Source organism: uncultured Pelagibacterium sp. (genome assembly GCF_963972885.1).
GTDB classification, from domain to species: domain Bacteria; phylum Pseudomonadota; class Alphaproteobacteria; order Rhizobiales; family Devosiaceae; genus Pelagibacterium; species Pelagibacterium nitratireducens.
This window is the reverse complement of the sequence record NZ_CAXAXY010000043.1, coordinates 1-23,257: the sequence shown is the minus strand read 5'-3', so window position 1 is coordinate 23,257 and position 23,257 is coordinate 1. Positions and strand designations below refer to the sequence as shown.

Genomic DNA, 23,257 nt, shown 5'->3' with positions numbered 1-23,257 from the left:
GGAGCTCAATATCAGCGCCTCAACATAAAGTACAAGCAGGCATGGGGTTGCCCGTCCACATCGGCAATGATGCGGATCAGGTTGCGCTTGTAGAGTTCGCGCGCCTGGCGGGGGATGTCAGAGGCGGGATAGCGCAGCCCCGCAAAACTGTCGATACCCTGCCGGCGGGATTCGGCAACCACCTCGCCGCTGTCGTCGTGCAGGAATTTGTAGATCATCACCCGGTCAAAGCCGGTCAGCGCCTGCACCAGACTGGCGCCCGACTTGCACAGCTTGTCCACCGAATCCGCGGCCTGAAGGCGCTGCACGATGCGGCGGACCATGGAGTCGTTGCCTTCCGCGCCGGTCCGGGCCGGCTCACATTCGATGATAATCAGTGATCCCGAAACGTGAACCGCCGTGTCACACGGCGCTCCGCCCTCGGTCAACTGAACGCCGAACACCCGCTCCACATCGTCCGCGCCCGTCAGATGCTGGACATGGTTGCGGATGGTGTGAAGGAAATCCCCGTCGGCGAAATTGCCCAGCGGGCGACCGATCGTGTCGTCGGGCTCCGAGCCGAGCCAATCGGCGCTGTTGGCCGAAACATATTGAACGATCCAGTCGAACGAGACGGCCACCAGAAAGCCGAAGCCCTGGATACGGCCAAGCCTGTGGATCGGTTCGCGGTCGCAATTGGTCAGATCGACACCGCCATCGAGCGGAGTGCCGGGGGAGGCGTATTGATTCATTGGCCGGGCGCGGCTCCATCGGGTTCAAAATGGGCCAGAAGCTCACGCTCGAACAGCATGAACACCTGGTTGGCGGCATCGATCGCCGCCTGTTGTTCCGCCCCGGATAATCCTGCTGTGTTGAGAATGTCGAGGAATCGCGGCCAAAGTTTGAGCCCCGCGCCATGATCGAGATAGCCGGTCGCCGCCCCGCGCAACGCCGGATCGACACGACGCACCAGCATCGCGCTCCCCAGGCGCGACCCTTCGAGCACATACGCCATGCCAAACAGCGCCCCGCGCCCGCTCTGCAACTGCAGATCGGCTTGCCCTGGCCCGGACACGCCCAGCGCGCCAAGGTCGGACAGCAGGGCCGCCGTGCGCTTGCGTTCCGCCCAGTCGGCAACGATCCGCTCGATGCCGTTGGCCGCCATATGGGTCTCGAGCCCGGGCACAATGGCCCCGTGCCAGACAAGGAACCGGCGATAATCGTCCCGGCGCCCCAGATCGAAGCGACCGGCCGCTTCGTCGAGCCTTTGATGAGCGGCCCCTGTTGCGTCCCGAAGGACGAAACGAAAGCCGGCGGCGCGGTCCTGGATCATCGGTGGAAAAGCTCTCTGGCAAAAACACGGAAGGGGGCCGGTTTTGGCCCTGTCAGCGCTTGAAACGCACAAGTGGCGGCCAGTGTTCCCGTTATGAGCTTTCAGTCAGCCTTGCGGCGTGCCTTGAGGGGCGGTCTCGGGCTGGCTCGGCGCCAGAGCATCGAGCGGGCTGAACAGGGTACCGAAGAACCCGTCGACCGCATTGTTGATGGCCTCGCCCCGCGCGGCCATTTCCGCTTCGGCATTGAGCCGGCGCTGTTCGGCTTCCGCTGCGGCCGCTTCTGCATCGGCAAGCTGCACGATCGCGCTCTGTATCGCCGCGGCATCGGCCGACTGACGGGCCTGGAAGGCCGAAACGATGGTGGGGTCGGCAACGACCGCCTGGCAGCTTCCGGCCATCGACGCTGTTGCATTGACCGCCGAGGGCTGGCGGAAGACGTAACGCCCGTCGCACACATCCCAGGCGGGCGGAGTGCTGGCGACTTCGAAATAGTCGTAGCCCTGCTTGATGTTGTTCCAGAAATCGATGTGCTCGCTGGACTGGTGCTTGGCCATGTTGTCCGGCGTCATGCGGAACGGAAAGATCTGCACCTCGAACGAGCGATTGCCGCCGGTAAAGCTCTCGCGGGCCAGAGCGTAGATTTCGGCGATCTGCTCGTCTTCCATGGCATAGCACCCTGCAGACGAACACGCGCCATGCACCATCAGATGGCTGCCCGTCCGTCCATGCGTGCGATCATACCTGTTGGGAAAGCCCAGATTGAAGGCAAGGTAATAGTTCGAATTCGGGTTCATCAGCCCGGGGGTGATCGTATAAAATCCTTCGGGCGCCTGCCGGTCGCCCTCGTAGAATTTGGGACCCAACTCGCCCGACCAGGTGCAGATTTCATAGGTCTGGAACAGCTTGTAGGACCCTCCGGCCGTCTGCTTCCAGACTTCGAGCGCCGATTCTTCCTTGAAGATGCGGATCATCATCGCCGCCTGCGGGCTCGACCCCATTGCGGCCAGCCGCGACTTGGTGGCGCCCGACAGCGGCGTGAGATGACGCCCGTCGCCCTCAAGCGCCGAGCACGAGGCCAGAACACCCGCAACAACGAGCGAGATGGCCAAAAGGACGATTTTACGGAGCATCTATGCCCTGACCCTGCAATTCCTGTACGCCTTGCCCCCGCCCCCTCTATGCCACCACAGGGTTAACGCTCGGTAAGGTTGTCGGGTAATCGACCTAAATTTTATGCAAATTGCAAGACGGCGCGGTCAAATTCAGGTGAGCGCCGTCCCGATCGCCAGGAATTTCTCGCGCCGCTGCTCGCGGATTTCGAGCGGGCCGAGCTCGTCGTCATACTCGCCGAGGAACTTGACGATCTCGCTCTTGACGTCGGCGAAGATCTTTTCAGGGTTGCGGTGCGCGCCGCCCATGGGCTCCTCGATGATGCCGTCGATCACTTTGAGCGCCAGCAAATCCTGCGCGGTGATCTTTTGCGCTGCCGCCATGTCCTGGGCCTTGCCCGCATCGCGAAACAGGATCGAAGCCCCCGCTTCGGGAGAAATCACCGAATAGACCGAATGCTCGAGCATGAGCACCTTGTTGGTCGCCGCAATGGCGATCGCCCCGCCCGATCCGCCTTCACCGATCACGATGGAAAGGTTGGGAACCCCGATTTCGAGGCATTTTTCCGTAGATCGCGCAATGGCTTCGGCCTGGCCGCGCTCTTCGGCGCCGATGCCGGGATAGGCGCCCGCCGTATCGACGAACGAAATCACCGGCAGGCCGAACCGGTCGGCCATTTCCATGATCCGCACCGCCTTGCGATAGCCCTCGGGCCGCGCCATGCCGAAATTGTGCTTGAGCCGGCTTTCGGTGTCATTGCCCTTTTCCTGGCCCAAAATGGCCACCGGCACTCCATCGATCCGCCCGAACCCGGCCTGGATGGCAGGATCTTCGGCATATTTGCGGTCCCCCGCCAAAGGGGTCCATTCGGTCACCAGCGCCTTGAGGTAATTGGAAAAGTGCGGGCGCTGCGGATGGCGCGCCACAAGCGTCTTCTGCCAGGGGGTGAGCTTTTTATAGACGTCGCGCAGCGCATCTTCGGCGCGCTGCTGCAGGCGCGAAACCTCGTCACCGATCGAGACCGCTTCATCGGTCTGGGCGAGGTTCTTGAGCTCGGCAATCTTGCCTTCGAGTTCAGCGACGGGTTTTTCGAAATCGAGATATGACTGCATGAAATCCGCCCGTTTCGGGCAACCTTCTCATTTTTGGGCGGCCAGCACCAGATGCTGGCGAGCGGGCTCTAGAGTTTCAAAGTGGCGGGAAAGTGTCGATTAGACCCTCCCGTGTCAAGCATCGCCCGACAGCGGATGGTGATCTTCGAGCAGTTTGCGCAAATGAGCGTCCAGAACATGGGTATAAATCTGGGTCGTTGAAATGTCCGCATGGCCCAAAAGCATCTGAACGACCCGCAGATCCGCCCCGTTTTGCAGCAGATGGGATGCAAAGGCATGGCGCAGCACATGCGGTGAAACCTTGGCAACCGGCAGGCCCGCCCGTGCGGCCAGCCTTTTGAGATCGCGCGCAAACACCTGCCGGGCCAGATGCCCCTCGGCCCCCTTGGCGGGAAAAACGAACTTGTCCTTGTCCGTGCCCTCGAGCCAGCCGACCAAAGCGTCCTTGGCCCGGTCGTTGAGCGGCACCAGCCGCTCCTTGCCGCCCTTGCCGGCAATGGTCAGATGCTCGGCCTCGCGCCGCACCGCCTTGCGCTCGAGCGCCACCAGTTCGGACACCCGCAGCCCCGTGGCATAGAGCAATTCGAGCAGCACATAGAGCCGCACCTCGCTTTCGTCTCCCCCCGCCGCTTCGTCTTCGGCGCATTTCAAAAGCCTGTCGACCTCCTCGACCGAGAGCACCTTGGGCAGGCCCCGCCCCGGCTTGGGCGCCGAAACGATGCGCGTGGGATCGTCCCCCTTGCTGCCTTCGGAAACCAGAAACCTGTGCAATTGACGCACCGCGCTCAACCGGCGCGCCGCCGAGCTTGCCGCCAGCCCCTGCGCCGACAGATGGGCCAGATAATTTGCGACATCGGCGCGCCCCGCATCGGAAATCGCCTTGCCAGGGCCGGCAAGAAACCCCGCATAATCGAGAAGGTCCCGCCGATAGGCTTCGATCGTATTGGCCGCAGCGCCCCGCTCGGCGCTCATCATTTCCAGAAATGCCTCGATCAGATGGCCGTCCCTGATCACGGCGCATCCGCCAGAAGATCGCGCGTGGGCACGCGCACCGTCACGTCGCGCTCATTGGGCTCGACCAGCACCGCCAGCGCGAACATGCCCGCATAGGCAAGCCCCACGATAAAGGCGATGGCGACCAGCAAACGAAACAATGTGGGCATGGCATCCTCGGTGTCGGAAAGTGATTTTCCCAGATTTGCGCGTGACGGGCAAGCGAGCGCCTTGACAGCCCGCCCGCCACACGGTTGAACCACATCAACCAATAAGGGCACCACGATGGGGCACAACGCGACAGGCATTGCCAGGCCGAAGGCCGAAAGCCGGGTGCTCGACGCCCTGGCCGGACGGCCGATCGTGATCGTGGGCATGATGGGCGCCGGCAAGACCACCGTCGGCCGTCGCCTGGCCCATCGCCTGGGCCTGCCCTTCACCGATTCCGACGCCGAGATCGAAACCGCCGCCGGCATGTCGGTCCCCGACATCTTTGCCGCCCATGGCGAGCCCGAATTCCGCGCCGGCGAGGCCCGGGTCATCGCGCGGCTGTTGCGCGAGCACCAGGGCATCATCGCCACCGGCGGCGGTGCCTTCATCAATCCCGAAACCCGCGAGGCGATAAAGACCCATGCCGTCTCGATCTGGATCAAGGCCGATTTCGACCTGTTGTTCGCCCGCGTCTCCAAACGGCCCGGCCGCCCCCTGCTCCAGACCCCCGACCCGCGCGGCACGCTGCAGGGACTGATCGACACCCGCTATCCCGTCTATGCGCTGGCCGACATCACCGTCGCTTCGCGCGACGTGCCCCATGATGTGGTCGTCAACGATATTCTCTCCGCCATTTCGCGCCATTTCGACATCCCGAAAGACCAATGAGCGAGCATACACCCCTTCACACCGTCCATGTACCGCTGGGCGATCGGGCCTATGACATCGTCATCGCCCCCGATGCCATACAAAGCGCCGGCCCAAGACTGGCCGCGATGTTCCCCGGCGCCCGCTACGGCATCGTCACCGACGAGAATGTAGCAAAGGCCCAGCTCCCCCGCCTCACCGCGTCCCTTGACGCGGCCGGCCTCGGGCACACCGAATTCGTCGTATCGGCCGGCGAAGCCACCAAATCATGGGCCAACCTTCAGAGCGTGGCCGAAGCCATCCTGGCTGCCCGGCTCGAACGCACCGACATCCTCATTGCCCTGGGCGGCGGGGTGATCGGCGATCTGGCCGGCTTTGCCGCTTCCATCGTCCGGCGCGGCATGGATTTCGTCCAGATCCCCACCTCGCTCCTGGCGCAGGTGGATTCCTCGGTCGGCGGCAAGACCGGCATCAATTCAGCCCATGGCAAGAACCTTGTCGGCGCCTTCCATCAGCCCCGCCTGGTGCTTGCCGATCTGAGCGCACTTCAAACCCTTCCCCCCCGCCAGTTCGCCGCCGGCTATGCCGAACTGGCCAAATACGGCCTGATCGACGACGAGGAACTGTTTTTCTGGCTGGAAGCCAATTATCGCGACATCGAAGCGGGCGGCCCGGCCCGGGGTGAGGCCATCGCGCGGGCCTGCGCCGCCAAGGCCCGCGTCGTGGCCGCCGACGAAAAGGAAACCGGCGACCGGGCGCTCCTCAATCTCGGCCACACCTTCGGCCACGCGCTCGAAAAAGCCACCGGCTATTCCGACCGCCTGCTCCATGGCGAAGGCGTCGCCATCGGCATGGTGCTGGCATATCGGTTTTCGGCCAAACTGGGTCTTGCACCGTCCCAGGATGCCGGTCGGGTCCAAGCCCATTTGAAAAATGCCGGCCTGCCCACTACATTGGCCGATATCTCCGGAGACCTGCCGCCAACGCAAATGCTCATGGACGCCATCGCACAGGACAAGAAAGTCTCGCGCGGGCAATTGACGTTCATTTTAACGCGCGGCATCGGCAAGGCCTTCATCGAGAAAAACATCGACCCCGAAGCGGTCGCAACATTCCTTGAGGATATTCGCTGATGTCGTTGTGGCTGTCCCTGCTCGCCATTATCGCGCTGCTGGCCATGAGCTTTTTCTTTTCCGGCTCGGAAACCGCGCTGACCGCCTCATCGCGGGCCCGCATGTACCAATTGGCCAAGTCGGGCAACACGCGCGCCTCGCTGGTCGAAAAACTGACGGCGGAAAAGGAGCGCCTGATCGGCGCCATCCTTTTGGGCAACAACGTCGTCAACATTTTGGCCTCGACCCTTGCCGCCTCGGTGCTGATCCAGATTTTCGGCGAGGCCGGCATCGCCTATGCGACGCTCGCCATGACGGCGGCGGTCGTTGTGTTTTCCGAGGTGCTGCCCAAGACGCTTGCCCTGATCCGGCCCGACAGTTTTGCGCTCGTTGTCGCCCCGGTCATCAGGGTCATCGTGCTGGTGTTTTCACCGGTAACGCTGGCCGTGCAGTCTCTGGTCAACCTGATCCTGCGCGTGTTCGGTCTCGACCCCGACAAGGCCAGCGAAATCTCGGGCCATGATGAATTGCGCGGTACAGTGGATTTCCTTCACCACGAGGGCGAAGTGGTCAAGGGCGACCGCGACATGCTGGGCGGCATCCTCGATCTGCGCGAACTCGAAGTCTCCGACGTCATGGTGCACAGGACCCGCATGCTGGCGCTCGATGCCGACATGCCCGCCGACGAATTGATCGGCGCCATCCTCGACAGCCCCTTTACCCGCGTACCGCTCTACAAGGAAAAGCAGGACAATATCGTGGGCATCGTCCACGCCAAGGATCTGCTGCGCGCCATCCAGAAGGCCGACGGGGATTTCACAAAGGTCAATCCGGCCAGGATCGCCTTCAAACCCTGGTTCGTGCCCGACACGACCTCCGCCCAGGCCCAGCTCAACGCGTTCTTGAAGCGCAAGCTCCATTTCGCGCTGGTTGTCGATGAATATGGCGAGGTGCAGGGCCTGATCACCCTTGAAGACATCCTCGAGGAAATCGTCGGGGAAATCGCCGACGAGCACGACGCGGTGATCGATGGCGTGCGCAAGCAGGCCGACGGCTCCTATATCATCGACGGCCAGTTGCCGATCCGCGACCTCAACCGGGCGCTGGACTGGAACCTGCCCGACGAGGAAGCCACCACCGTTGCCGGTCTTGTGATCCACGAAGCCAAGCTGATCCCCGATCCGGGCCAGCAATTCACCTTCCACAACCTGCGCTTCAAGGTCCTGCGCCGCCAGCACAACAGGGTGACCCAGCTCCGGGTATCGCCGGTCGAAGCGGCGGTCAGCGCGAAGGAATGACCTTGATGGCCAGCGCGTGCAGCCCGGCGTCGAACTGATCGGCAAGCGCCGCGTTGATGGCGCGGTGCTGGTCGACGCGATTGAGGCCATCGAGTTTTTCGCTGGCGATGGTGATGCGGAAATGGGTATTGCCCCCTTCCCGCCATCCTGCGTGACCATGATGACGCTCTGAATCGTCGATCACTTCGATCGACACCGGCGCGAAGGTTTCGGTGAGTTTGGCTTCGATTTCATCGCGAACGCTCATGTGTCAACACGCCTGTTATGGAAAATAGAACAAATTGAACCGGGCCAGCCGGTTTCAAACGGTATATGATTATGGGCTTTCGTTTCGCTAGAGTGCGATCGGGAAAAGTTGCACACTTTTCCGGTTCGATCTCACGAAAAAAATATGCTGGCCCCGCAACAAAGGTTCCCGTCCGCTCTCATGTCGAATTCCAAATCCAACATCTTTGACTCCGTCCGCATCAAGCCGCGCCGCTCCCAGGTTGAAGAGCAGGTGGCGACGCATCCGGGGTGCGATTGGGAAGGGTGTGACAAGCCCGGCATGCACAAGGCGCCAAAAGGCGCGCGCTCGGAGGGCCAGTTCCACAATTTCTGCCTCGAGCATGTGCGCCATTACAACAAGGCCTACAATTATTTCACCGGCATGGATGACGAGGAAATCGCCGATCACGCCACCAAGATGAACGCGCCCGGCAGCCGCGAAACCTGGGCCTACGGGTCCAACCGCTTCGGCAAATCGGACCCGCAGCCGAAAAAATACAAGGCGCGCGACTATACCGGCAGCCAGTTCCGCGACGTCAATGGCGTGTTCGCCCGCCTGCGTTCGCGCGCCCGTCAGGACGCCGGCGCCAAGGGTGAGGCCGCCGAGCGCGCCATCACGCTCACCGGCCAGGACCGTGCCGCTTTTGAAGTGCTCGGCCTTGAAGGGCGCAAGCCCTCGGGCGATATCAAATCGGCCTACAAGGCCCTGGTCAAACTCCACCACCCCGACGCCAATGGCGGCGACAAGGGCTCCGAAGACCGGCTGCGCAACATCATTTCGGCCTATAACCATCTCAAGCAGCGCGGCTTTGTCTGACCACCCACTTGCCTTTTCTGCAATGCGAAAAGCCGAGTGAAACAGGGTCGGAACGCTTGCGGCATCCCGCGCTCTAGGTTTATGGCAGTTGTGTTGCTATAAGCGCTCCGAATTTTTCCTTAAAAGACGCGAACCGAACGCGCCTTAGCATCGGAAAAACATGGTTCCGGTGCGCCCGAGACGAGGCAAATTATGACTGAGTTTTCCAACCTGCCCGACATCGAGTATTCAGTGCGCGATCTGTTCGGGATCGACAGCGACATGGTTGTCAAAGGCTATAAAGAACACACCGACCACGTGCCCGAGATCGATCCGGACTATCTGTTCGATCGCAACACCACCCTTGCCATTCTCGCCGGTTTCGCCTTCAACCGCCGCGTCATGGTGCAGGGCTATCACGGCACGGGCAAATCCACCCATATCGAACAGGTCGCCGCGCGCCTCAACTGGCCGCTGGTCCGCGTCAATCTCGACAGTCACGTCTCCCGTATCGACCTTGTCGGCAAGGACGCCATCGTCCTGCGCGACGGCAAGCAGGTGACCGAATTCCGCGATGGCATCCTGCCCTGGGCCGTCCAGAACAACATCGCCCTGGTGTTCGACGAATACGACGCCGGGCGTCCCGACGTGATGTTCGTGATCCAGCGCGTGCTCGAAGTGGCCGGCCGTCTCACCCTGCTCGATCAGAACCGCGTCATCCGCCCGCACCCCGCCTTCCGGCTGTTTTCCACGACCAACACCATCGGGCTTGGCGACACCTCGGGCCTCTATCACGGCACCCAGCAGATCAACCAGGGCCAGATGGACCGCTGGTCGATCGTGGTGACGCTGAACTATCTCGCCCATGAAAAGGAAGTCGGCATCGTTCTGGCCAAGGCCAAGAGCTACGACAAGGACGATGAGGGCCGCAAACTGGTCTCCAACATGGTCCGCGTCGCCGATCTGACCCGCTCGGCCTTCATCAATGGCGATCTTTCGACCGTCATGAGCCCGCGCGCCGTCATCACCTGGGCCGAAAACGCCGAAATCTTCGGCGATATCGGCTTTGCCTTCCGGCTGACCTTTTTGAACAAGTGCGACGAACTCGAACGCCCGGTGGTCGCCGAATTCTACCAGCGCGTGTTTGGCGTCGAGTTGCCTGAATCGGCCGCCAATCTGGCAATCTCGGCGTAGAGCCGCAAAGGCCCCGGCTTGCCTTTCCCCAAAAGGGGAAAGGTCGGCCCAAACGGCCGGGTGAGGGGGCCTTCCTCCCCGGCGTGACATCAGACGAAGAGCAACATGGCCCAGCCCCCGCGCATCAAAGCCAACAAGCCCGATCCCACCGGCCCGTTCAAGGCAGCGGTCGGCGCCGCCCTGCGCACCGTCGCGGGCAAGCACGATCTCGAGGTGAGCTTTACCGCAGACCGGCCCATCCTGACGGCCGACAAGGCCCGCCTTGCCGCCCTGCCCCGCCTGCCGACCTCCCGCGATATCGCCATCGCCCGCGGCCAGGGCGATGCCATGGCCATGCGCATGGCCAGCCACGACGCCGACACCCATCGCCGCCTTGCCCCCAAGGACCCCGATGCCAAGGCCGCCTTTGACGCGCTCGAACAGGCGCGCGTGGAATCGCTTGGCTGCTCGCGCATGGCGGGCATGAGCGGCAATATCGCCGAAATGATCGAGGACCGGCTGTTCCGCGCCAATTACGCCAATGTCACCGACCTCAAAGACGCGCCTTTGGCCGAAGCGCTCGGACTGATGATGCGCGAAAAGGTCGCCGGCATCCCCATCCCGCCCTCGGGCACCCCCATTGTCGATCTCTGGCGCGAAAAGCTCGAAGGCCGCATTGGCACTTCGCTTGATGAACTGGCAAGCCACCTCGACAACCAGGCCGAGTTTTCACGCAAAACGCGCTCCATCCTGCGCGACCTCGACCTTCTGGCCGAAGCCGATCCCGATCAGTTCGATTCCGACGATTCCGAAGGCTCCGATCAGGACGCCCAGAACAACCAGGCCATGAACGGCGAAGAGGAAGAGCAGGACGGCGACGCCGACAACCAGGACATGGACGGCACCGACGAGGCGCCGGGCGAACACGAGGAATCCGGCGACGTCGAAGGCATGGAGGCCGACAGCGCCGACACCGATGAGGACGCCCAGGCCGAAGCCGGCGAAGACGCTCCCGCCCCGCCCCCGCAGGGCGAAGGCGACCAGCGCCTGTCCAATCAGCCCACCTACAAGATCTTCACCGACAAGTTCGACGAGATCATCTCGGCCGCCGATCTGTGCCCGCCCGAAGAGCTCGACCAGCTCCGCCAATTGCTCGACAGGCAGCTCGAACATCTGGCCGGCGCCGTCGCCCGGCTGGCCAACAAGCTCCAGCGCCGTTTGATGGCTCAGCAGAACCGCGGCTGGGATTTCGACCTCGAGGAAGGTGTGCTCGACACCGCGCGCCTCACCCGTGTCGTCACCGATCCGCTCCAGGCCCTCTCGTTCAAGGCCGAACGCGACACCGAGTTCCGCGACACCTGCGTCACGCTCCTGATCGACAATTCCGGCTCCATGCGTGGCCGCCCCATCACCATCGCGGCGATCTGCGGCGATATTCTCGCGCGCACCCTCGAGCGCTGCGGCGTCAAGGTGGAAATCCTCGGCTTCACCACCCGCGCCTGGAAGGGCGGCAAATCGCGTGAGGCCTGGCTCGACGCCGGACGCCCCCCCAATCCCGGCCGCGTCAACGACATCCGCCACATCATCTATAAAGGCGCCGACGAGCCCTGGCGCCACGCCAAGCGCAATCTCGGCCTGATGATGCGTGAGGGGTTGCTGAAAGAAAACATCGACGGCGAGGCCCTGCAATGGGCCCACAAGCGTATCGTCAACCGCCCGGAAAACCGCCGCATCCTGATGGTGATTTCCGATGGCGCGCCGGTCGATGATTCCACGCAAAGCGTCAATCCGGGCAATTACCTCGAAGCCCATCTGCGCGCCGTGATCGAGGAGATCGAAACCCGCTCCCCGGTCCAGCTCGTCGCCATCGGCATCGGCCATGACGTGACCCGCTATTACCGCCGCGCCGTCACCATTCTCGACGCCGACGAATTGGCCGGCGCCATGACCGACAATCTTGCCGCCCTGTTCGATGAAGAACTGCCCGTTCAAGCCCGGAGGCGGCGCTGAGACGTTTTGCCAGCGCCTCCGTGGTTGCCATAACGCTCGTTCTGGCGGCAGAACCGGCCTCCGCACAGTCCCCGAGCGCCGAGGCGATCGCGGTTTCCGCCCGGCCGATCACCAGCTTCCGCAACGCCGCGATCGGTGAGCAGGTCGGTAGCCTGATTTTTGCGGGCGGGCTGGAATTGACCGGCGCCCACCCCGATTTCGGCGGCATTTCCGGTCTCGCCTTCCGCGATGCGGCCCGCTTCGTCATGGTCACCGATCAGGGCCGTTTCCTCTCCGGGTCCCTCGATCTTGCCGATGGCGCTTCCGCCGGCCTCTCCGGGGTCGAGATCGATGTCGTGCGCAATTCATCGGGCAATCCGCTCCCCAACAAGTTTTCCTCCGATTCCGAAGCCATCGAAGTGGTTGTCCGCAACGGCGGGCCCGACGCCGTGCGGGTGGGGTTTGAAAACCTGGCCCGCATCGCCGAATTCGACCTCCTCGATGGTCGCCCCTTTGGTGCGGCGCGTGAAATCGCCATCCCCCAATGGCTGACCGATCTGCGCACCAATGAATCGATTGAATCGGTGTGCATCGCCCCGCCCGCGTCCCCGATTGCCGGATCGACCCTGATCATCGCCGAGGCCCACGCCCGAACCGCCGGCCAATGGGCAGCAACATTGCTGGGCAATCGCGACCGCGGCGATCTCGGCCTTGCCATGGCGCCCGGCCTCAATCCCACCGATTGCGCCTTCCTGCCCAATGGCGACCTGCTGGTTCTCGAACGCGGGCTGGCGTTCCTCGCCTTTTCCATGCAGATCCGGCGGATCCCCGCTAACGAGGTCCGCCCGGATGCCACACTGGATGGCGAAATCATCCTCTCAGGCTCGGGCAGCGCCGTCGACAATTTCGAGGCCCTGGGCGTGCGCACCTTGCCCGACGGCCAAACCCGCGTCACCATCGTCTCCGACGACAATTTCAATTCCTTCCAGCGCACCCTGCTGCTTGAATTTTCCTTTCCCGACTAGGAGCCCTCCGCCATGAACATCGACCTCCTCCGCGCGCTTTGCGAAACCCCCGGCGTTCCCGGCCGCGAACACCGCGTGCGAAAGCTGATCGAGACCGAAATCGACGGTCTGTTCGATGAAGTCCGCACCGATTCCATGGGTTCGCTGATCGCCATGCGCCGCTCGCGCACCAAGGTGAAAAATCCCCTCAAGATCATGCTGCTCTGCCACATGGACGAGATCGGGTTTCTGGTCACCCATGTGTCTGAAAAAGGCTGGATCCACATCGACAATGTCGGCGGCTTCGACCCGCGCACCCTGTTCGCACGCCGCGTCAAAGTCGTTACCCCCGATGGCGATTACCCAGGCGTCATGAACGCCGGCGGGCGCCCGCTGCACATCTCATCGCCCGAAGATCGCAAGAAGATCCCCGCCATCAAGGAGTTCTTCGTCGATATCGGGTTGGGCGCCCAGACCCGCGAGAAAGTCCAGGTCGGCGATTTCATCGTCATGGACGAACCGCTCGTCGAAATGGGCGACAAGATCGTCTCCAAGGCTCTCGACAACCGCGTCGCATGTTGGCTGGGCATCGAGGCCATCCGCGCCCTGGCCGAGAGCGGGGTCGCCCACGATTGCGAAATTCATGTCGCCTTCACCACCCAGGAAGAAGTGGGCCTGCGCGGCGCCCGCACCGCCGCCTTTGCCGTCTTGCCCGATATCGGACTGGGCATCGATACGACACTCGCCTGCGACACGCCGGGCGTGCCCGAAAACGAAATGGTCACCGCCCAGGGCAAGGGCGTGGGCCTGACCATCAAGGACGGCTCGTTCATCGCCGATTTCGATCTGGTCGAGGAAATCGAGGCGCTGGCCAAAAAACAGGATATCCCCGTCCAGCGCTCCATCCTCGCCTCGGGCGGTCAGGACGCCGCCGCCGCCCAGCAGGCCGCCGCCGGCGCCCGCGCCATCGGCATCGTTGTGGGCACCCGCTACATCCACACAATCGCCGAAATGATCGAAAAATCCGACCTTCAGGCCGCCCTCGATATTCTCGTGGCCTACCTCAAGAGCAAATAGCACCCGCCGCAATCACCATAAAAAAGGGCGCCGCATCGGGCGCCCTTTTCCATTATGCCACCGACACGACCCGGTCGGGTATCGCCCGCCGCAGCGCCTTGTAAGGCACCAGCAGCACCAGCGTGACGGCGATCTTGACGAGGAAGTCGCCCACCGCCAGCGACACCCAGAGCGGCACGTCCGGCCCCACCGAAAGGAAAGGGGTCGCGAAGGGGAGCGAGCCGTCGTCCAACCCCAGCCCGGTATCGAGAAACGCAAACGCCGCCGCAAAGGCGATGCCGAAAAACAGCACCGTATCGATCACCGCACCCAAAACCGACGAGACCAGCGGCGCGTGCCACCATTTGCCCGCCCGCAGCCGGTCGAAAATCGAAACGTCGAGAAACTGGGCGATAAGAAAGGCCGAGCCCGAAGCGATCGCAATGCGCGGCGAGGCCAGAAATATGCTCCAGACGACCGCAATGGCAAAGCCCACAAGCACCACCACCCGCGCCGCCGCAGGGCCGAAATGGCGGTTGGTCAGATCGTTGACCATAAAGGCGACCGGATAGGTGAACGCGCCCCAGGTCAAAATATCGGCGAGATTGATCGCGCCGAGCGAGGCTTCAACGGGAAACTGAACGAGATAGTTCGATGCGGTGACCACCACCGCCATGGCCAGAACGGCCCAGAAAAAACGCACGCCCATAGCGTCGTTGTCCTTTTTTCCAAGAGCGGCAAGATGACCGCCGGATTGATCCACAAAGCCTCATGGCTTCGATGAAGCGGCCGCGGTCCGGCAGATGACCGGTGCGACCCGGAGCGTTCTCAGGAAAAGTGGCAGCCACCTTTTCCGGTTCGAGAGCGCGACCAGAAAGAAACAAGAAAACGCCGCGTCAGGTCACCCTCACGCGGCGCGAAAATTTTTGCGCGTCGTCTCGCCTTAGCTGGCGATGGCGGCGCGAACTTCCTTCTTGATGCCCAGGGCGCGAACCGAAAGCTCTTCGTCCTTGGCCTTCAAAAGGAACGCATCGAGACCGCCGCGGTGCTCGACGGTGCGCAGCGCGGAAGCGGAAATGCGCAGCTTGACCGAACGCTCAAGCGATTCCGAAATCAGCGTCACATCGCAAAGATTGGGCAGAAAGCGGCGGCGGGTCCGGTTGAGCGCATGGCTCACATTGTTGCCGGTCAACACGCCCTTGCCGGTGAGTTCACAGCGCCGTGCCATTGTCTTATTTCCTGTCAATCACATCGGGACCGGGAAATTCCCGGTCAACCGATTGGGTTTTGGTTGTTTAACTGTTCGCACCGCCGAGCCGAAAAAGCGCACAACGCTCCTTCTTGGCGGTGCTCCAAGTGGAAGAAACTTTGGCCGGGGATATAGAGAAAGCCCCCCCATCCGTCAAGCGCTAGCGCGCATTGCGCCGGCTTTTATGTCGCATGAGTGCTTCCAGAATAAGTGGGCACCACATATTGGGTTCGGAAGCACGACAGAAATAACCTGGAGGATTTTCGCGATTCGCAGACCCGAAGGGCCGCGCAAGCGAAAAGCCGAAATCCTTCAGGGTGCTGGACAGGCCGAATCCCAACGGGCAACGTAACCTCTCATCTGATTCGTGGGGCGCGAATCCGAGTTGTGGCCGCTTGAACATGAACGAGACACGCGTGAAACGCCTTTCCCTTTCTTCTCTCGCCCTCGGCACCCTCCTTGCTTTCGGCCTTGCAGCGCCTGCCACCGCGCAGCAGCAGGGCTCCATCGCCTCCTACGTGGTGTCCATCGGCGGCATCAACGTTTCCAATATCGACATCAGGCTCGGGCTTGAAGGCTCGGACTACCAGCTCGATGTCGTGGCCGACGTCGCCGGGCTTGCCCAGGTCGTCGCGCAGGGCTCGGGCGCGGTCAATTCGGGCGGCGCAATCACCGCCACCGGCCTGCAGTCGAACCGCTTTTTCCTCGAAACCCGCACCGCCAACGAACGCTTCGCGCTCCAGACCGCCTATTCCGGCGGCAACGCCTCGGTCGGCGACGTCACCCCGCCCCTCAGCGACAATCCCGACCGCGTCCCGGTCGACGCCTCTCACCGTTCCGGGGTCAACGACCCGCTTGCCGCTTTCATCCTGCGCGGCGAAACCCTCGACGGAACGCTGTGCAACCGCACCCTGCGCATCTATACCGGCATCGAGCGCTTCGACATGCCCCTAAGCTATGTCGAAACCACCACCGCCACCTCGACCCGCACCGCCTATCAGGGCCCCGTGGTCCTGTGCGCCATGCGCTACGTGCCCATCTCGGGCCATTTCGAAACATCCGAAATCACCGCCTATCTGCGCGATTCCAACCGCATGCTGGTCTGGTACATGCCCCTGCGCGATTCGGGCTTTTTCATCCCCTACCGTGTCCTGATGGGCTCGAGCTTTGGCGACATTTCAATGGTTCTGGTCGGGCTCAACTGAGCCGGGGGCGTTTACCAAGCCCACCGGTTGGGCTTGCCTGCCCCCCATTCGCCGCACCAAATGCCTCCGCAATTGAACCCGGGGGCATGGGGATGTTCACCAAACCGCTGAGCGGGCGATCCTACTCGATCAAGCTGGCGATCAGGGGAGGCGTGACCTTGGCTCTGTTCATCGTGACCCTTGTGCTTTTTTTTCCGACCGGCGAGTGTTCCAGGCCGGGCTGTGCAGGAGAACTAATAATGTTCTTCTATGCCGCAGTTGCGGCTTTTGCGATCTTCCTTCTCTCTATTGTTGGAATCTCTGTGCGCCGGGCACGCGATGCGGGATGGCACCCATTGATCGGGTTTCTTCCCGTGCTGACGCCCTTCACAGCCTTTCTCGTGCCTTTGGGGGTTCTGCCAACGGGCCTGAATCTCCTGTTCTTGCCCATGCCGCTCAATATCGCGTGGCTGATAACCATATTGGCGTTCTGCAGCGCCCGCACAACGCCCCGCTGGCAATCCGCCAACAACCGCCCGCCGCGCATCTAAATTGCATGCGCTCGGCCCGCCTACAGCGGCCGTTTGGAAAACCCCCGAAACCGCTTGAACACCAGCGGCATCAGCGTCATCGCCAGATAAAAGACCCCCGCGACAAAGAACGCTGCAGAGATCACCGCCCATCTGCGCGATTCCAACCGCATGCTGGTCTGGTACATGCCCCTGCGTGATGCGGGCTTTTTCATCCCCTACCGTGTCCTGGTGGACTCGAGCTTTGGCGATATTTCAATGGTTCTGGTCGGGCTCAACTGAGCCGGGGGCGTTTACCAAGCCCACCGGTTGGGCTTGCCTGCCCCCCATTCGCCGCACCAAATGCCTCCGCAATTGAACCCGGGGGCATGGGGATGTTCACCAAACCGCTGAGCGGGCGATCCTACTCGATCAAGCTGGCGATCAGGGGAGGCGTGACCTTGGCTCTGTTCATCGTGACCCTTGTGCTTTTTTTTCCGACCGGCGAGTGTTCCAGGCCGGGCTGTGCAGGAGAACTAATAATGTTCTTCTATGCCGCAGTTGCGGCTTTTGCGATCTTCCTTCTCTCTATTGTTGGAATCTCTGTGCGCCGGGCACGCGATGCGGGATGGCACCCATTGATCGGGTTTCTTCCCGTGCTGACGCCCTTCACAGCCTTTCTCGTGCCTTTGGGGGTTCTGCCAACGGGCCTGAATCTCCTGTTCTTGCCCATGCCGCTCAATATCGCGTGGCTGATAACCATATTGGCGTTCTGCAGCGCCCGCACAACGCCCCGCTGGCAATCCGCCAACAACCGCCCGCCGCGCATCTAAATTGCATGCGCTCGGCCCGCCTCCAGCGGCCGTTTGGAAAACCCCCGAAACCGCTTGAACACCAGCGGCATCAACGTCATTGCCAGATAGCAAACCCCCGCCACAAGGAACGCCGCCGAAAGCCCGAACCCGGCGATCAGCGCGCCACCGAAAATCCCCCCGAACGGCATGAGCGCCCAGGCCGAAGCCGTGACCAGCGATGAGACGCGCCCCACCAGTTTTTCCGGTATCCGCTCCAGGATCACCGCCGAAAGGATGGGATTCAAGAACCCCGAGGCGAACCCGCCCACAGCCAGCGTCGCAAGAATGCCCGCCAGCGGCGCATCGAACGCGAACACCGCAAAGCGCGGCAGCGAAATGATCATGAAAGCGCCGACATAAACCGGCAGCCTCGGCATCTTCTCGCCCAGCGCGGTGGCCACCATGGCCCCCAGCACCGAAAATCCCGACATCACCGCAAAGATCAGCCCCAGCGTTTCGGCGCCGCGCCCGCCCTCCTGAGCCCAGACCGGCACCAGAACCGCGGCATAGGCCTGATCGAGCAGATTGGTCACCGCCACCATCACAGCGATCCCCACCAGCACGGCATCGCCGCGCAAGAAGGCAAACCCTTCCCTGAGCTCGCTGCCATAGCTGGTCTTTGCCTCTGGCGCGTCCGCCTCGGCTTTTTCCCGCGCTCCCGGCCGCACCCCGACCAGCAGGATCGCCGCCGCAAAACCCAGGGTCACGGCATTGAAACTGAGCGCCATGGCCGGCCCCACCAGGGCCACCAGCGCCCCCGCCGCACCGGCCCCAACCGTCGAGGCCAGCCGCTCGATGGTGCCCACAACGCCCGTCACCCGCTCGAGCGGCAACTTGCCCCGGCGCGCCACGAGCGGCACCAGCGCATGCTTTGCCGCATCGGCCGGGCCCTGCAACAGCCCCACCAGCGCAACGAGCGGAAACAGCAAGGGCACGCTGAGCAGCTCGAGCGCCGCCAGAAGCGGTATCGCGCCGACGGCAAACAGCCCGAAAAAATCCCCAAGAACCGAAACCCGCCGCGGTCCGACCCTGTCGATCAAGGGACCGCCCAGCGCCTTGGCCAGCACATAGGGCGCCATTTCGGCAAACACCACGAGCCCGGTCAGCAAAGGATCGCCCGTTACCGTCAGCACCAGCCAGGGAATGGCGATCACAGACAGCCGTGTGCCCGAAATCGAAAAGGTCTGCGCCACCACAAGCGCAAAAAAATCGCGACGCCCGCTCATTTGTCCTCTCCCTTGCCGAAAGGGCGATAGGGAAAGCCGTGCAGATGAACGGTGAACGCTCGCCAGCCCTCGGGCAAGTCTTCGCCCGGCGCCGGAGCCTGGGCCTTGTGCCGCGCCAACAGCGCTTGGATCTCATCCATCAGCGCCCTGGCCGCCTCGGGCGACATGGCAATTGTGTAATCGGAAAAGGTCTGTGCCTTCTTCCAGTCGTGGGGCAGATCGGCAAACCCCTCATGGGCCCGCTGCATCGCCGCTGCATGGTGGCTGACCACCGATTGCATCATCGCCATGCTGGCGTCGAACGCCTCGCCCGGCTCGGCCTCGGCCAGCTCGAGCACCGTCGCCTCATGCTGCGCCGTCCACCAGCGGTCGCGCCGATTGCCGCGCGCCTCATCGGCCGCGATGAACCCGTGCTCGGCCAATTGCCGCAAATGATAGCTGGTCGCCCCCGAATTGAGCCCAAGCCGCTCGGCCAGCGTGGTGGCCGTCTGCGGCCCCTCCATGCGCAATATGCCCAGCATTTTCAGCCGCTCGGGATGGGTCAGCGCCTTGAGCGCTCTGGAATCGGGTACGATTCTGGAAATCTCACGCATTGGAAAACCTCGATGGCATCAATCGCCACCAGGCTATAATCGCAAAGATTATTTTGCAAACATTTATTTGCAATCATGCGTCCGGTAGGTTTTCCAACCGCGCCAGCACAAAGTTCACACGCTCGGAAACGCCGATCCTGGGAAGTACGACAACCTCATAGCCCAGCGCCGGATACGCCCGCTCCAGCCGGTCATACTCGGCAACCGCTTCCTCAAAACCATGCTGCCGTTCGGGATCGGTCACATAGATCTCGCGCCAGGGCGGCGTCAGAAACACCGTTCGATTGTAGCGTTGCGCCTCCAATACGCTCCGGTCCAGTTCGCCCCCATCCACCGATTCGAGCGCCACGGCCGCATCGACCAGTCCTCTGTCGAAAAACACCCAGCCCTCAAGATCCCCGGCCCGCGCCCGGTCCTCCAGCGCCACCGCCATGGCCCGCCGCGCAAACGCCGCCATGTCGATCCACGGCAGCGCCAGCCCCGCACCGGCCATCTCCTGGGCCACGATCCGGCGGCCAGGTTCCTCGACGGTCGCAAAGCCCCGCGCGTCCAGTTCGGCCAGCAGCGTGGACTTGCCTCCGCCCGAACAGCCCGAAATCACCACAAATTTCTCGCTCATGTCCACTCCGCCGCAATATCGCCGACGTCCCATTCCGGGACGGTCAAAATCTTTTTCGTCAAAATGAAAGAATTTTTACCCCGGCAACCGGGCCATCGCCCCTTTATCCGCATCGAGCGGATAAAAAAATCGTCTTAACGCTTCATCAGCACTTGCCCCGATTCCCCGCCCGTTAACCAGATGGCAACCAAGATGAACGGTTTTGACGCCTTTTTCGCCCGCGTGACGGCGCCCGACGCTGCTTTAGTGGCCCACCGCTCCACCCCACCACCACATGCTGTAGGGAACAAATCAGGATTCGGACCCGCTCCCCGATTCGGTTCGCGTTTGTTCCGTTTTCGTTCAAATTGTTAAGTTTGCCCGCCCACCGGCCATTGCCTTTCCCGCTTTGATACACCACCTTGCGGGGCAAAAGCCTTTACCCTTGCCCTTTCCCAGAGCCGATGACCACAACACCATCCCAGGCCGTAAAGGCCGTGCTCGGCCCCACCAATACGGGCAAAACCCACTATGCCATCGAGCGCATGCTGGCCTATCGCTCGGGCGTTATCGGCCTGCCGCTGCGCCTTCTGGCCCGCGAGGTCTATAACCGGGTCGTCGAACGGGTCGGCGAATCGGCGGTGGCCCTGGTCACCGGCGAAGAGCGCATCGTGCCAAAGGCCGCCCGCTATTGGGTGGCCACTGTCGAGGCCATGCCCACCGACATGATGGCCGATTTCCTCGCCATCGACGAAATACAGACCGCAATCGATTTCGATCGCGGCCACGTCTTTACCGACCGCCTGCTGCACGCCCGCGGCCGCGCCGAAACCCTGCTGTTGGGCGCCCAGACCATGGAGCCGGTCATCCGGCGCCTTTTGCCCCATGCCGACATCACCTTCCGCCCCCGCTTTTCCCAGCTGAGCTGGGCCGGGTCGCGTAAGATTTCGCGCCTGCCGCGCCGCTCGGCCATCGTCGCCTTTTCCGCTTCGGAAGTTTACGCCATTGCCGAATTGCTGCGCCGCGAACGGGGCGGGGCTGCTGTGGTCATGGGCTCGCTCTCCCCGCGCACCCGCAACGCCCAGGTCGACTTGTTCCAGAACGGCGATGTCGAATTTCTCGTCGCCACCGACGCCATCGGCATGGGGCTCAATCTCGACGTCACCCACGTCGCCTTTGCCTCCGATTCCAAATATGACGGCCGCCAGTTCCGCCCCTTGACCCCCGCCGAAATCGGCCAGATCGCCGGCCGCGCCGGACGCCATATGCGCGACGGCACCTTTGGCGTCACCGGCGGCACCGATCCCTTTGACGAGGAAACCATTGCCGCCCTCGAAGCCCATGACTTCGCGCCCGTCAAACAGCTCCAGTGGCGCAACCGCGACCTTGATTTTTCCTCGCTGACCGCCCTGCACGCCAGCCTCGAGGTCACGCCCGAACACCCGGCTCTCACCCGCGTGCCCGTCGCCACCGACCAGCGGGCCCTCGAATTTCTCCTGCGCCGCGAGGAAGGCCAACTGGCCAATTCCCGCGAACGCACCGAATTGGCCTGGGCCTGTTGCCAGATCCCCGATTTCCGCGACATTTCCCCCGCCGCCCATGGCGAAATCGTCACCCGAATCTTTTCCGGCCTTGCATTAGCAGGAAGGATAGACGCTGACTGGATTGCCGAGCAGGTCCGGTTCTGCGACAATACGGTTGGCGACATCGATACGCTGTCCAACCGGATCCGCCAGATTCGGACCTGGACTTTCATTTCTAACCGCAGGAACTGGCTGGAAGACCCCACGCACTGGCAGAAAACGACCCGAGCGATCGAGGACGCTTTGTCCGACGCCCTGCACGAAAGGCTGATCCAGCGTTTCGTCGACCGGCGGACCAGTGTGCTGATGCGTCATCTTAGAGACAAGCAGATGGTATCACCAGAAATCACCGAAAACGGCGAACTCGCGATCGAAGGCCACATCATCGGCACGATCGAAGGGTTCCGATTCACGCTCTCGCGCATCGACGGCGAGGCCGATTCGAAAAACCTGCGCTCCGCGGCCACCTCGGTTGTCGCCCCCGAAATCGCCAAACGCGCGGACCGTCTGGCCGGCGCGCCCAATGAGGAATTCGTCCTCGCTACCGACGGCGTGATCCGCTGGCGTGGTGAAGTGGTGGCCGAGCTGGCCGAAGGCGCCACCCTTTTTGCCCCCCGCATCATCATTTTGGCCGACGAGAGCCTTTCAGGCCCCGATCTCGAAAAGGTCGATGATCGCCTTTCGCTCTGGCTGCGCCATCATATCAACACCCAGCTCGAACAGGTCATCACCCTGCTCGAGCCGGCTGAACTCGAAGGCGCCGCCCGCGGCATCGCTTTCCGGCTGGCCGAAAACCTGGGCATCATCGCCCGGCCCGAAATCGCCGAAGAGGTCAAGGCGCTCGATCAGGACACCCGCGCCAAGCTGCGCAAGCTCGGCGTGAAATTCGGTGCCCACCACATCTACCTGCCGTTGACCCTCAAGCCCGCGCCGCGCGAACTGGCGCTGATCCTGTGGGGTCTCAAGCATGGCGGCGTCCGTCAGCCGGGCATTTCCGAATTGCCCCATATCATTTTGTCTGGCCGCACCTCCTTTCCCATCGACCCCACTTTCGACCGCCGCCTTTACGAAGTTGCCGGCTTCAAGGTCGCCGGTGAACGCATCGTGCGCGTCGATATCCTCGAGCGCCTGGCCGACATCATCCGCCCGCTCGTCGCCTATGACGCCAACCGCCCCGTCGACACCCCGCCGCCCGAAGGGGCAGCCGAGGCCAATGGTTTCCGCGTCACCGTCGAGATGACCTCTCTCCTGGGCTGCGCCGGCGAAGACTTCGCCTCGATTCTGAAATCCCTGGGCTATCGCCTGCGCCGCACGCCCAAGGTGCCGGCCGAAACGACGCCGGCTCAACCAATGCCCGCTGCCGACCCGGCCACCGCTGAG

At 62.7% G+C, this 23,257-nt stretch carries 25 protein-coding genes; 12 read left to right on the top strand and 13 right to left on the bottom strand.

The window, feature by feature from the left end; translation table 11 throughout:
• Positions 1-11: 11 nt before the first annotated feature.
• The 6 genes from AACZ55_RS09015 to AACZ55_RS08990 form a co-directional block, all read right to left on the bottom strand.
• Positions 12-731, bottom strand: a complete 720-nt coding sequence (locus AACZ55_RS09015) for a hypothetical protein (RefSeq protein ID WP_339645367.1) — start codon at positions 729-731, stop codon at positions 12-14.
• A complete protein-coding gene (locus tag AACZ55_RS09010; protein WP_339645365.1) occupies positions 728-1,312 on the bottom strand; it encodes a biliverdin-producing heme oxygenase in 585 nt (194 codons plus the stop codon). Before AACZ55_RS09010 ends, AACZ55_RS09015 begins: the two co-directional genes overlap by 4 nt.
• A 105-nt stretch (positions 1,313-1,417) precedes the next feature.
• On the bottom strand, positions 1,418-2,443 hold the full coding sequence (locus AACZ55_RS09005) for a murein L,D-transpeptidase family protein (RefSeq protein ID WP_339645363.1): 1,026 nt from the start codon (positions 2,441-2,443) through the stop codon (positions 1,418-1,420).
• Positions 2,444-2,575: 132 nt separating this feature from the next.
• Entirely contained in the window at positions 2,576-3,535 is a 960-nt protein-coding gene (locus AACZ55_RS09000) for an acetyl-CoA carboxylase carboxyltransferase subunit alpha (RefSeq protein ID WP_339645361.1), read from the bottom strand.
• Positions 3,536-3,649: 114 nt separating this feature from the next.
• Positions 3,650-4,549, bottom strand: a complete 900-nt coding sequence (locus AACZ55_RS08995) for a site-specific tyrosine recombinase XerD (protein WP_339645359.1) — start codon at positions 4,547-4,549, stop codon at positions 3,650-3,652.
• Positions 4,546-4,698 (bottom strand): histidine kinase, encoded by a 153-nt coding sequence (locus tag AACZ55_RS08990; protein WP_338609057.1) that lies wholly within the window; start codon positions 4,696-4,698, stop codon positions 4,546-4,548. Before AACZ55_RS08990 ends, AACZ55_RS08995 begins: the two co-directional genes overlap by 4 nt.
• A gap of 115 nt (positions 4,699-4,813) precedes the next feature.
• Here AACZ55_RS08990 and AACZ55_RS08985 point away from each other — a divergent pair, with 115 nt between their 5' ends.
• Genes AACZ55_RS08985 through AACZ55_RS08975 form a run of 3 tightly spaced genes read left to right on the top strand, consistent with a single transcriptional unit; the run spans position 4,814 to position 7,796 of the window.
• Positions 4,814-5,407 carry a shikimate kinase gene (locus AACZ55_RS08985; protein ID WP_339645357.1) on the top strand — a complete coding sequence of 198 codons (594 nt, stop codon included), beginning with the start codon at positions 4,814-4,816 and terminating at the stop codon, positions 5,405-5,407.
• Positions 5,404-6,519 (top strand): 3-dehydroquinate synthase, encoded by a 1,116-nt coding sequence (gene aroB / locus AACZ55_RS08980; RefSeq protein ID WP_339645355.1) that lies wholly within the window; start codon positions 5,404-5,406, stop codon positions 6,517-6,519. The genes AACZ55_RS08985 and aroB overlap by 4 nt, the downstream gene beginning before the upstream one ends.
• Positions 6,519-7,796 (top strand): HlyC/CorC family transporter, encoded by a 1,278-nt coding sequence (locus AACZ55_RS08975; protein WP_339645353.1) that lies wholly within the window; start codon positions 6,519-6,521, stop codon positions 7,794-7,796. Before aroB ends, AACZ55_RS08975 begins: the two co-directional genes overlap by 1 nt.
• Here the strand turns inward: AACZ55_RS08975 and AACZ55_RS08970 are convergent.
• Positions 7,780-8,043, bottom strand: a complete 264-nt coding sequence (locus tag AACZ55_RS08970; protein WP_338609051.1) for a BolA family protein — start codon at positions 8,041-8,043, stop codon at positions 7,780-7,782. The genes AACZ55_RS08975 and AACZ55_RS08970 overlap by 17 nt on opposite strands.
• Before the next feature lie 180 nt (positions 8,044-8,223).
• Between AACZ55_RS08970 and AACZ55_RS08965 the strand changes: the two genes are divergently transcribed.
• The 5 genes from AACZ55_RS08965 to AACZ55_RS08945 all read left to right on the top strand — a co-directional run bounded on the left by AACZ55_RS08965 (position 8,224) and on the right by AACZ55_RS08945 (position 14,102).
• The gene (locus tag AACZ55_RS08965; RefSeq protein WP_338609050.1) at positions 8,224-8,880 is read left to right on the top strand and encodes a DnaJ domain-containing protein; all 657 of its coding nucleotides are present in this window, start codon (positions 8,224-8,226) and stop codon (positions 8,878-8,880) included.
• A 192-nt stretch (positions 8,881-9,072) separates the two neighbouring features.
• Positions 9,073-10,053 carry a cobaltochelatase subunit CobS gene (gene cobS, locus AACZ55_RS08960; protein WP_339645350.1) on the top strand — a complete coding sequence of 327 codons (981 nt, stop codon included), beginning with the start codon at positions 9,073-9,075 and terminating at the stop codon, positions 10,051-10,053.
• A 105-nt stretch (positions 10,054-10,158) separates the two neighbouring features.
• Positions 10,159-12,042, top strand: coding sequence for a cobaltochelatase subunit CobT (cobT, locus tag AACZ55_RS08955; protein WP_339645348.1), 1,884 nt, complete (start codon positions 10,159-10,161; stop codon positions 12,040-12,042).
• A 20-nt stretch (positions 12,043-12,062) separates the two neighbouring features.
• Complete coding sequence (locus AACZ55_RS08950; RefSeq protein ID WP_339645346.1) at positions 12,063-13,046, top strand: esterase-like activity of phytase family protein; 984 nt, start codon at positions 12,063-12,065, stop codon at positions 13,044-13,046.
• A 12-nt stretch (positions 13,047-13,058) separates the two neighbouring features.
• Entirely contained in the window at positions 13,059-14,102 is a 1,044-nt protein-coding gene (locus AACZ55_RS08945; RefSeq protein WP_339645344.1) for a M20/M25/M40 family metallo-hydrolase, read from the top strand.
• Between the two features lie 52 nt (positions 14,103-14,154).
• On the opposite strand, the gene AACZ55_RS08940 is transcribed toward AACZ55_RS08945, so the two are convergent.
• Both AACZ55_RS08940 and rpmB read right to left on the bottom strand, forming a co-directional pair.
• The gene (locus AACZ55_RS08940) at positions 14,155-14,790 is read right to left on the bottom strand and encodes a VUT family protein (RefSeq protein ID WP_339645343.1); all 636 of its coding nucleotides are present in this window, start codon (positions 14,788-14,790) and stop codon (positions 14,155-14,157) included.
• A gap of 234 nt (positions 14,791-15,024) precedes the next feature.
• Positions 15,025-15,309 (bottom strand): 50S ribosomal protein L28, encoded by a 285-nt coding sequence (gene rpmB, locus AACZ55_RS08935; RefSeq protein ID WP_339645341.1) that lies wholly within the window; start codon positions 15,307-15,309, stop codon positions 15,025-15,027.
• A 437-nt stretch (positions 15,310-15,746) separates the two neighbouring features.
• Between rpmB and AACZ55_RS08930 the strand changes: the two genes are divergently transcribed.
• Both AACZ55_RS08930 and AACZ55_RS08925 read left to right on the top strand, forming a co-directional pair.
• Positions 15,747-16,535, top strand: a complete 789-nt coding sequence (locus tag AACZ55_RS08930) for a DUF3108 domain-containing protein (RefSeq protein ID WP_339645339.1) — start codon at positions 15,747-15,749, stop codon at positions 16,533-16,535.
• Between the two features lie 92 nt (positions 16,536-16,627).
• Positions 16,628-17,065 carry a hypothetical protein gene (locus AACZ55_RS08925; protein ID WP_339645335.1) on the top strand — a complete coding sequence of 146 codons (438 nt, stop codon included), beginning with the start codon at positions 16,628-16,630 and terminating at the stop codon, positions 17,063-17,065.
• Between the two features lie 20 nt (positions 17,066-17,085).
• Here AACZ55_RS08925 and AACZ55_RS08920 read toward each other — a convergent pair whose 3' ends face one another.
• Entirely contained in the window at positions 17,086-17,259 is a 174-nt protein-coding gene (locus AACZ55_RS08920) for a hypothetical protein (protein ID WP_339645337.1), read from the bottom strand.
• 159 nt (positions 17,260-17,418) lie between these two features.
• Between AACZ55_RS08920 and AACZ55_RS08915 the strand changes: the two genes are divergently transcribed.
• Positions 17,419-17,856 (top strand): hypothetical protein, encoded by a 438-nt coding sequence (locus AACZ55_RS08915; protein ID WP_339645335.1) that lies wholly within the window; start codon positions 17,419-17,421, stop codon positions 17,854-17,856.
• On the opposite strand, the gene AACZ55_RS08910 is transcribed toward AACZ55_RS08915, so the two are convergent.
• The 3 genes from AACZ55_RS08910 to AACZ55_RS08900 all read right to left on the bottom strand — a co-directional run bounded on the left by AACZ55_RS08910 (position 17,853) and on the right by AACZ55_RS08900 (position 20,315).
• Complete coding sequence (locus tag AACZ55_RS08910; RefSeq protein WP_339645333.1) at positions 17,853-19,103, bottom strand: MFS transporter; 1,251 nt, start codon at positions 19,101-19,103, stop codon at positions 17,853-17,855. The genes AACZ55_RS08915 and AACZ55_RS08910 overlap by 4 nt on opposite strands.
• On the bottom strand, positions 19,100-19,696 hold the full coding sequence (locus AACZ55_RS08905; RefSeq protein ID WP_339645331.1) for a helix-turn-helix domain-containing protein: 597 nt from the start codon (positions 19,694-19,696) through the stop codon (positions 19,100-19,102). The genes AACZ55_RS08910 and AACZ55_RS08905 overlap by 4 nt, the downstream gene beginning before the upstream one ends.
• 73 nt (positions 19,697-19,769) lie before the next feature.
• Positions 19,770-20,315 carry an AAA family ATPase gene (locus AACZ55_RS08900; RefSeq protein WP_339645329.1) on the bottom strand — a complete coding sequence of 182 codons (546 nt, stop codon included), beginning with the start codon at positions 20,313-20,315 and terminating at the stop codon, positions 19,770-19,772.
• Positions 20,316-20,758: 443 nt separating this feature from the next.
• On the opposite strand from AACZ55_RS08900, the gene AACZ55_RS08895 reads away from it, so the two are divergent.
• Positions 20,759-23,257: helicase-related protein (locus tag AACZ55_RS08895; RefSeq protein WP_339645327.1), on the top strand; the 2,499-nt coding region annotated here is incomplete at its 3' end.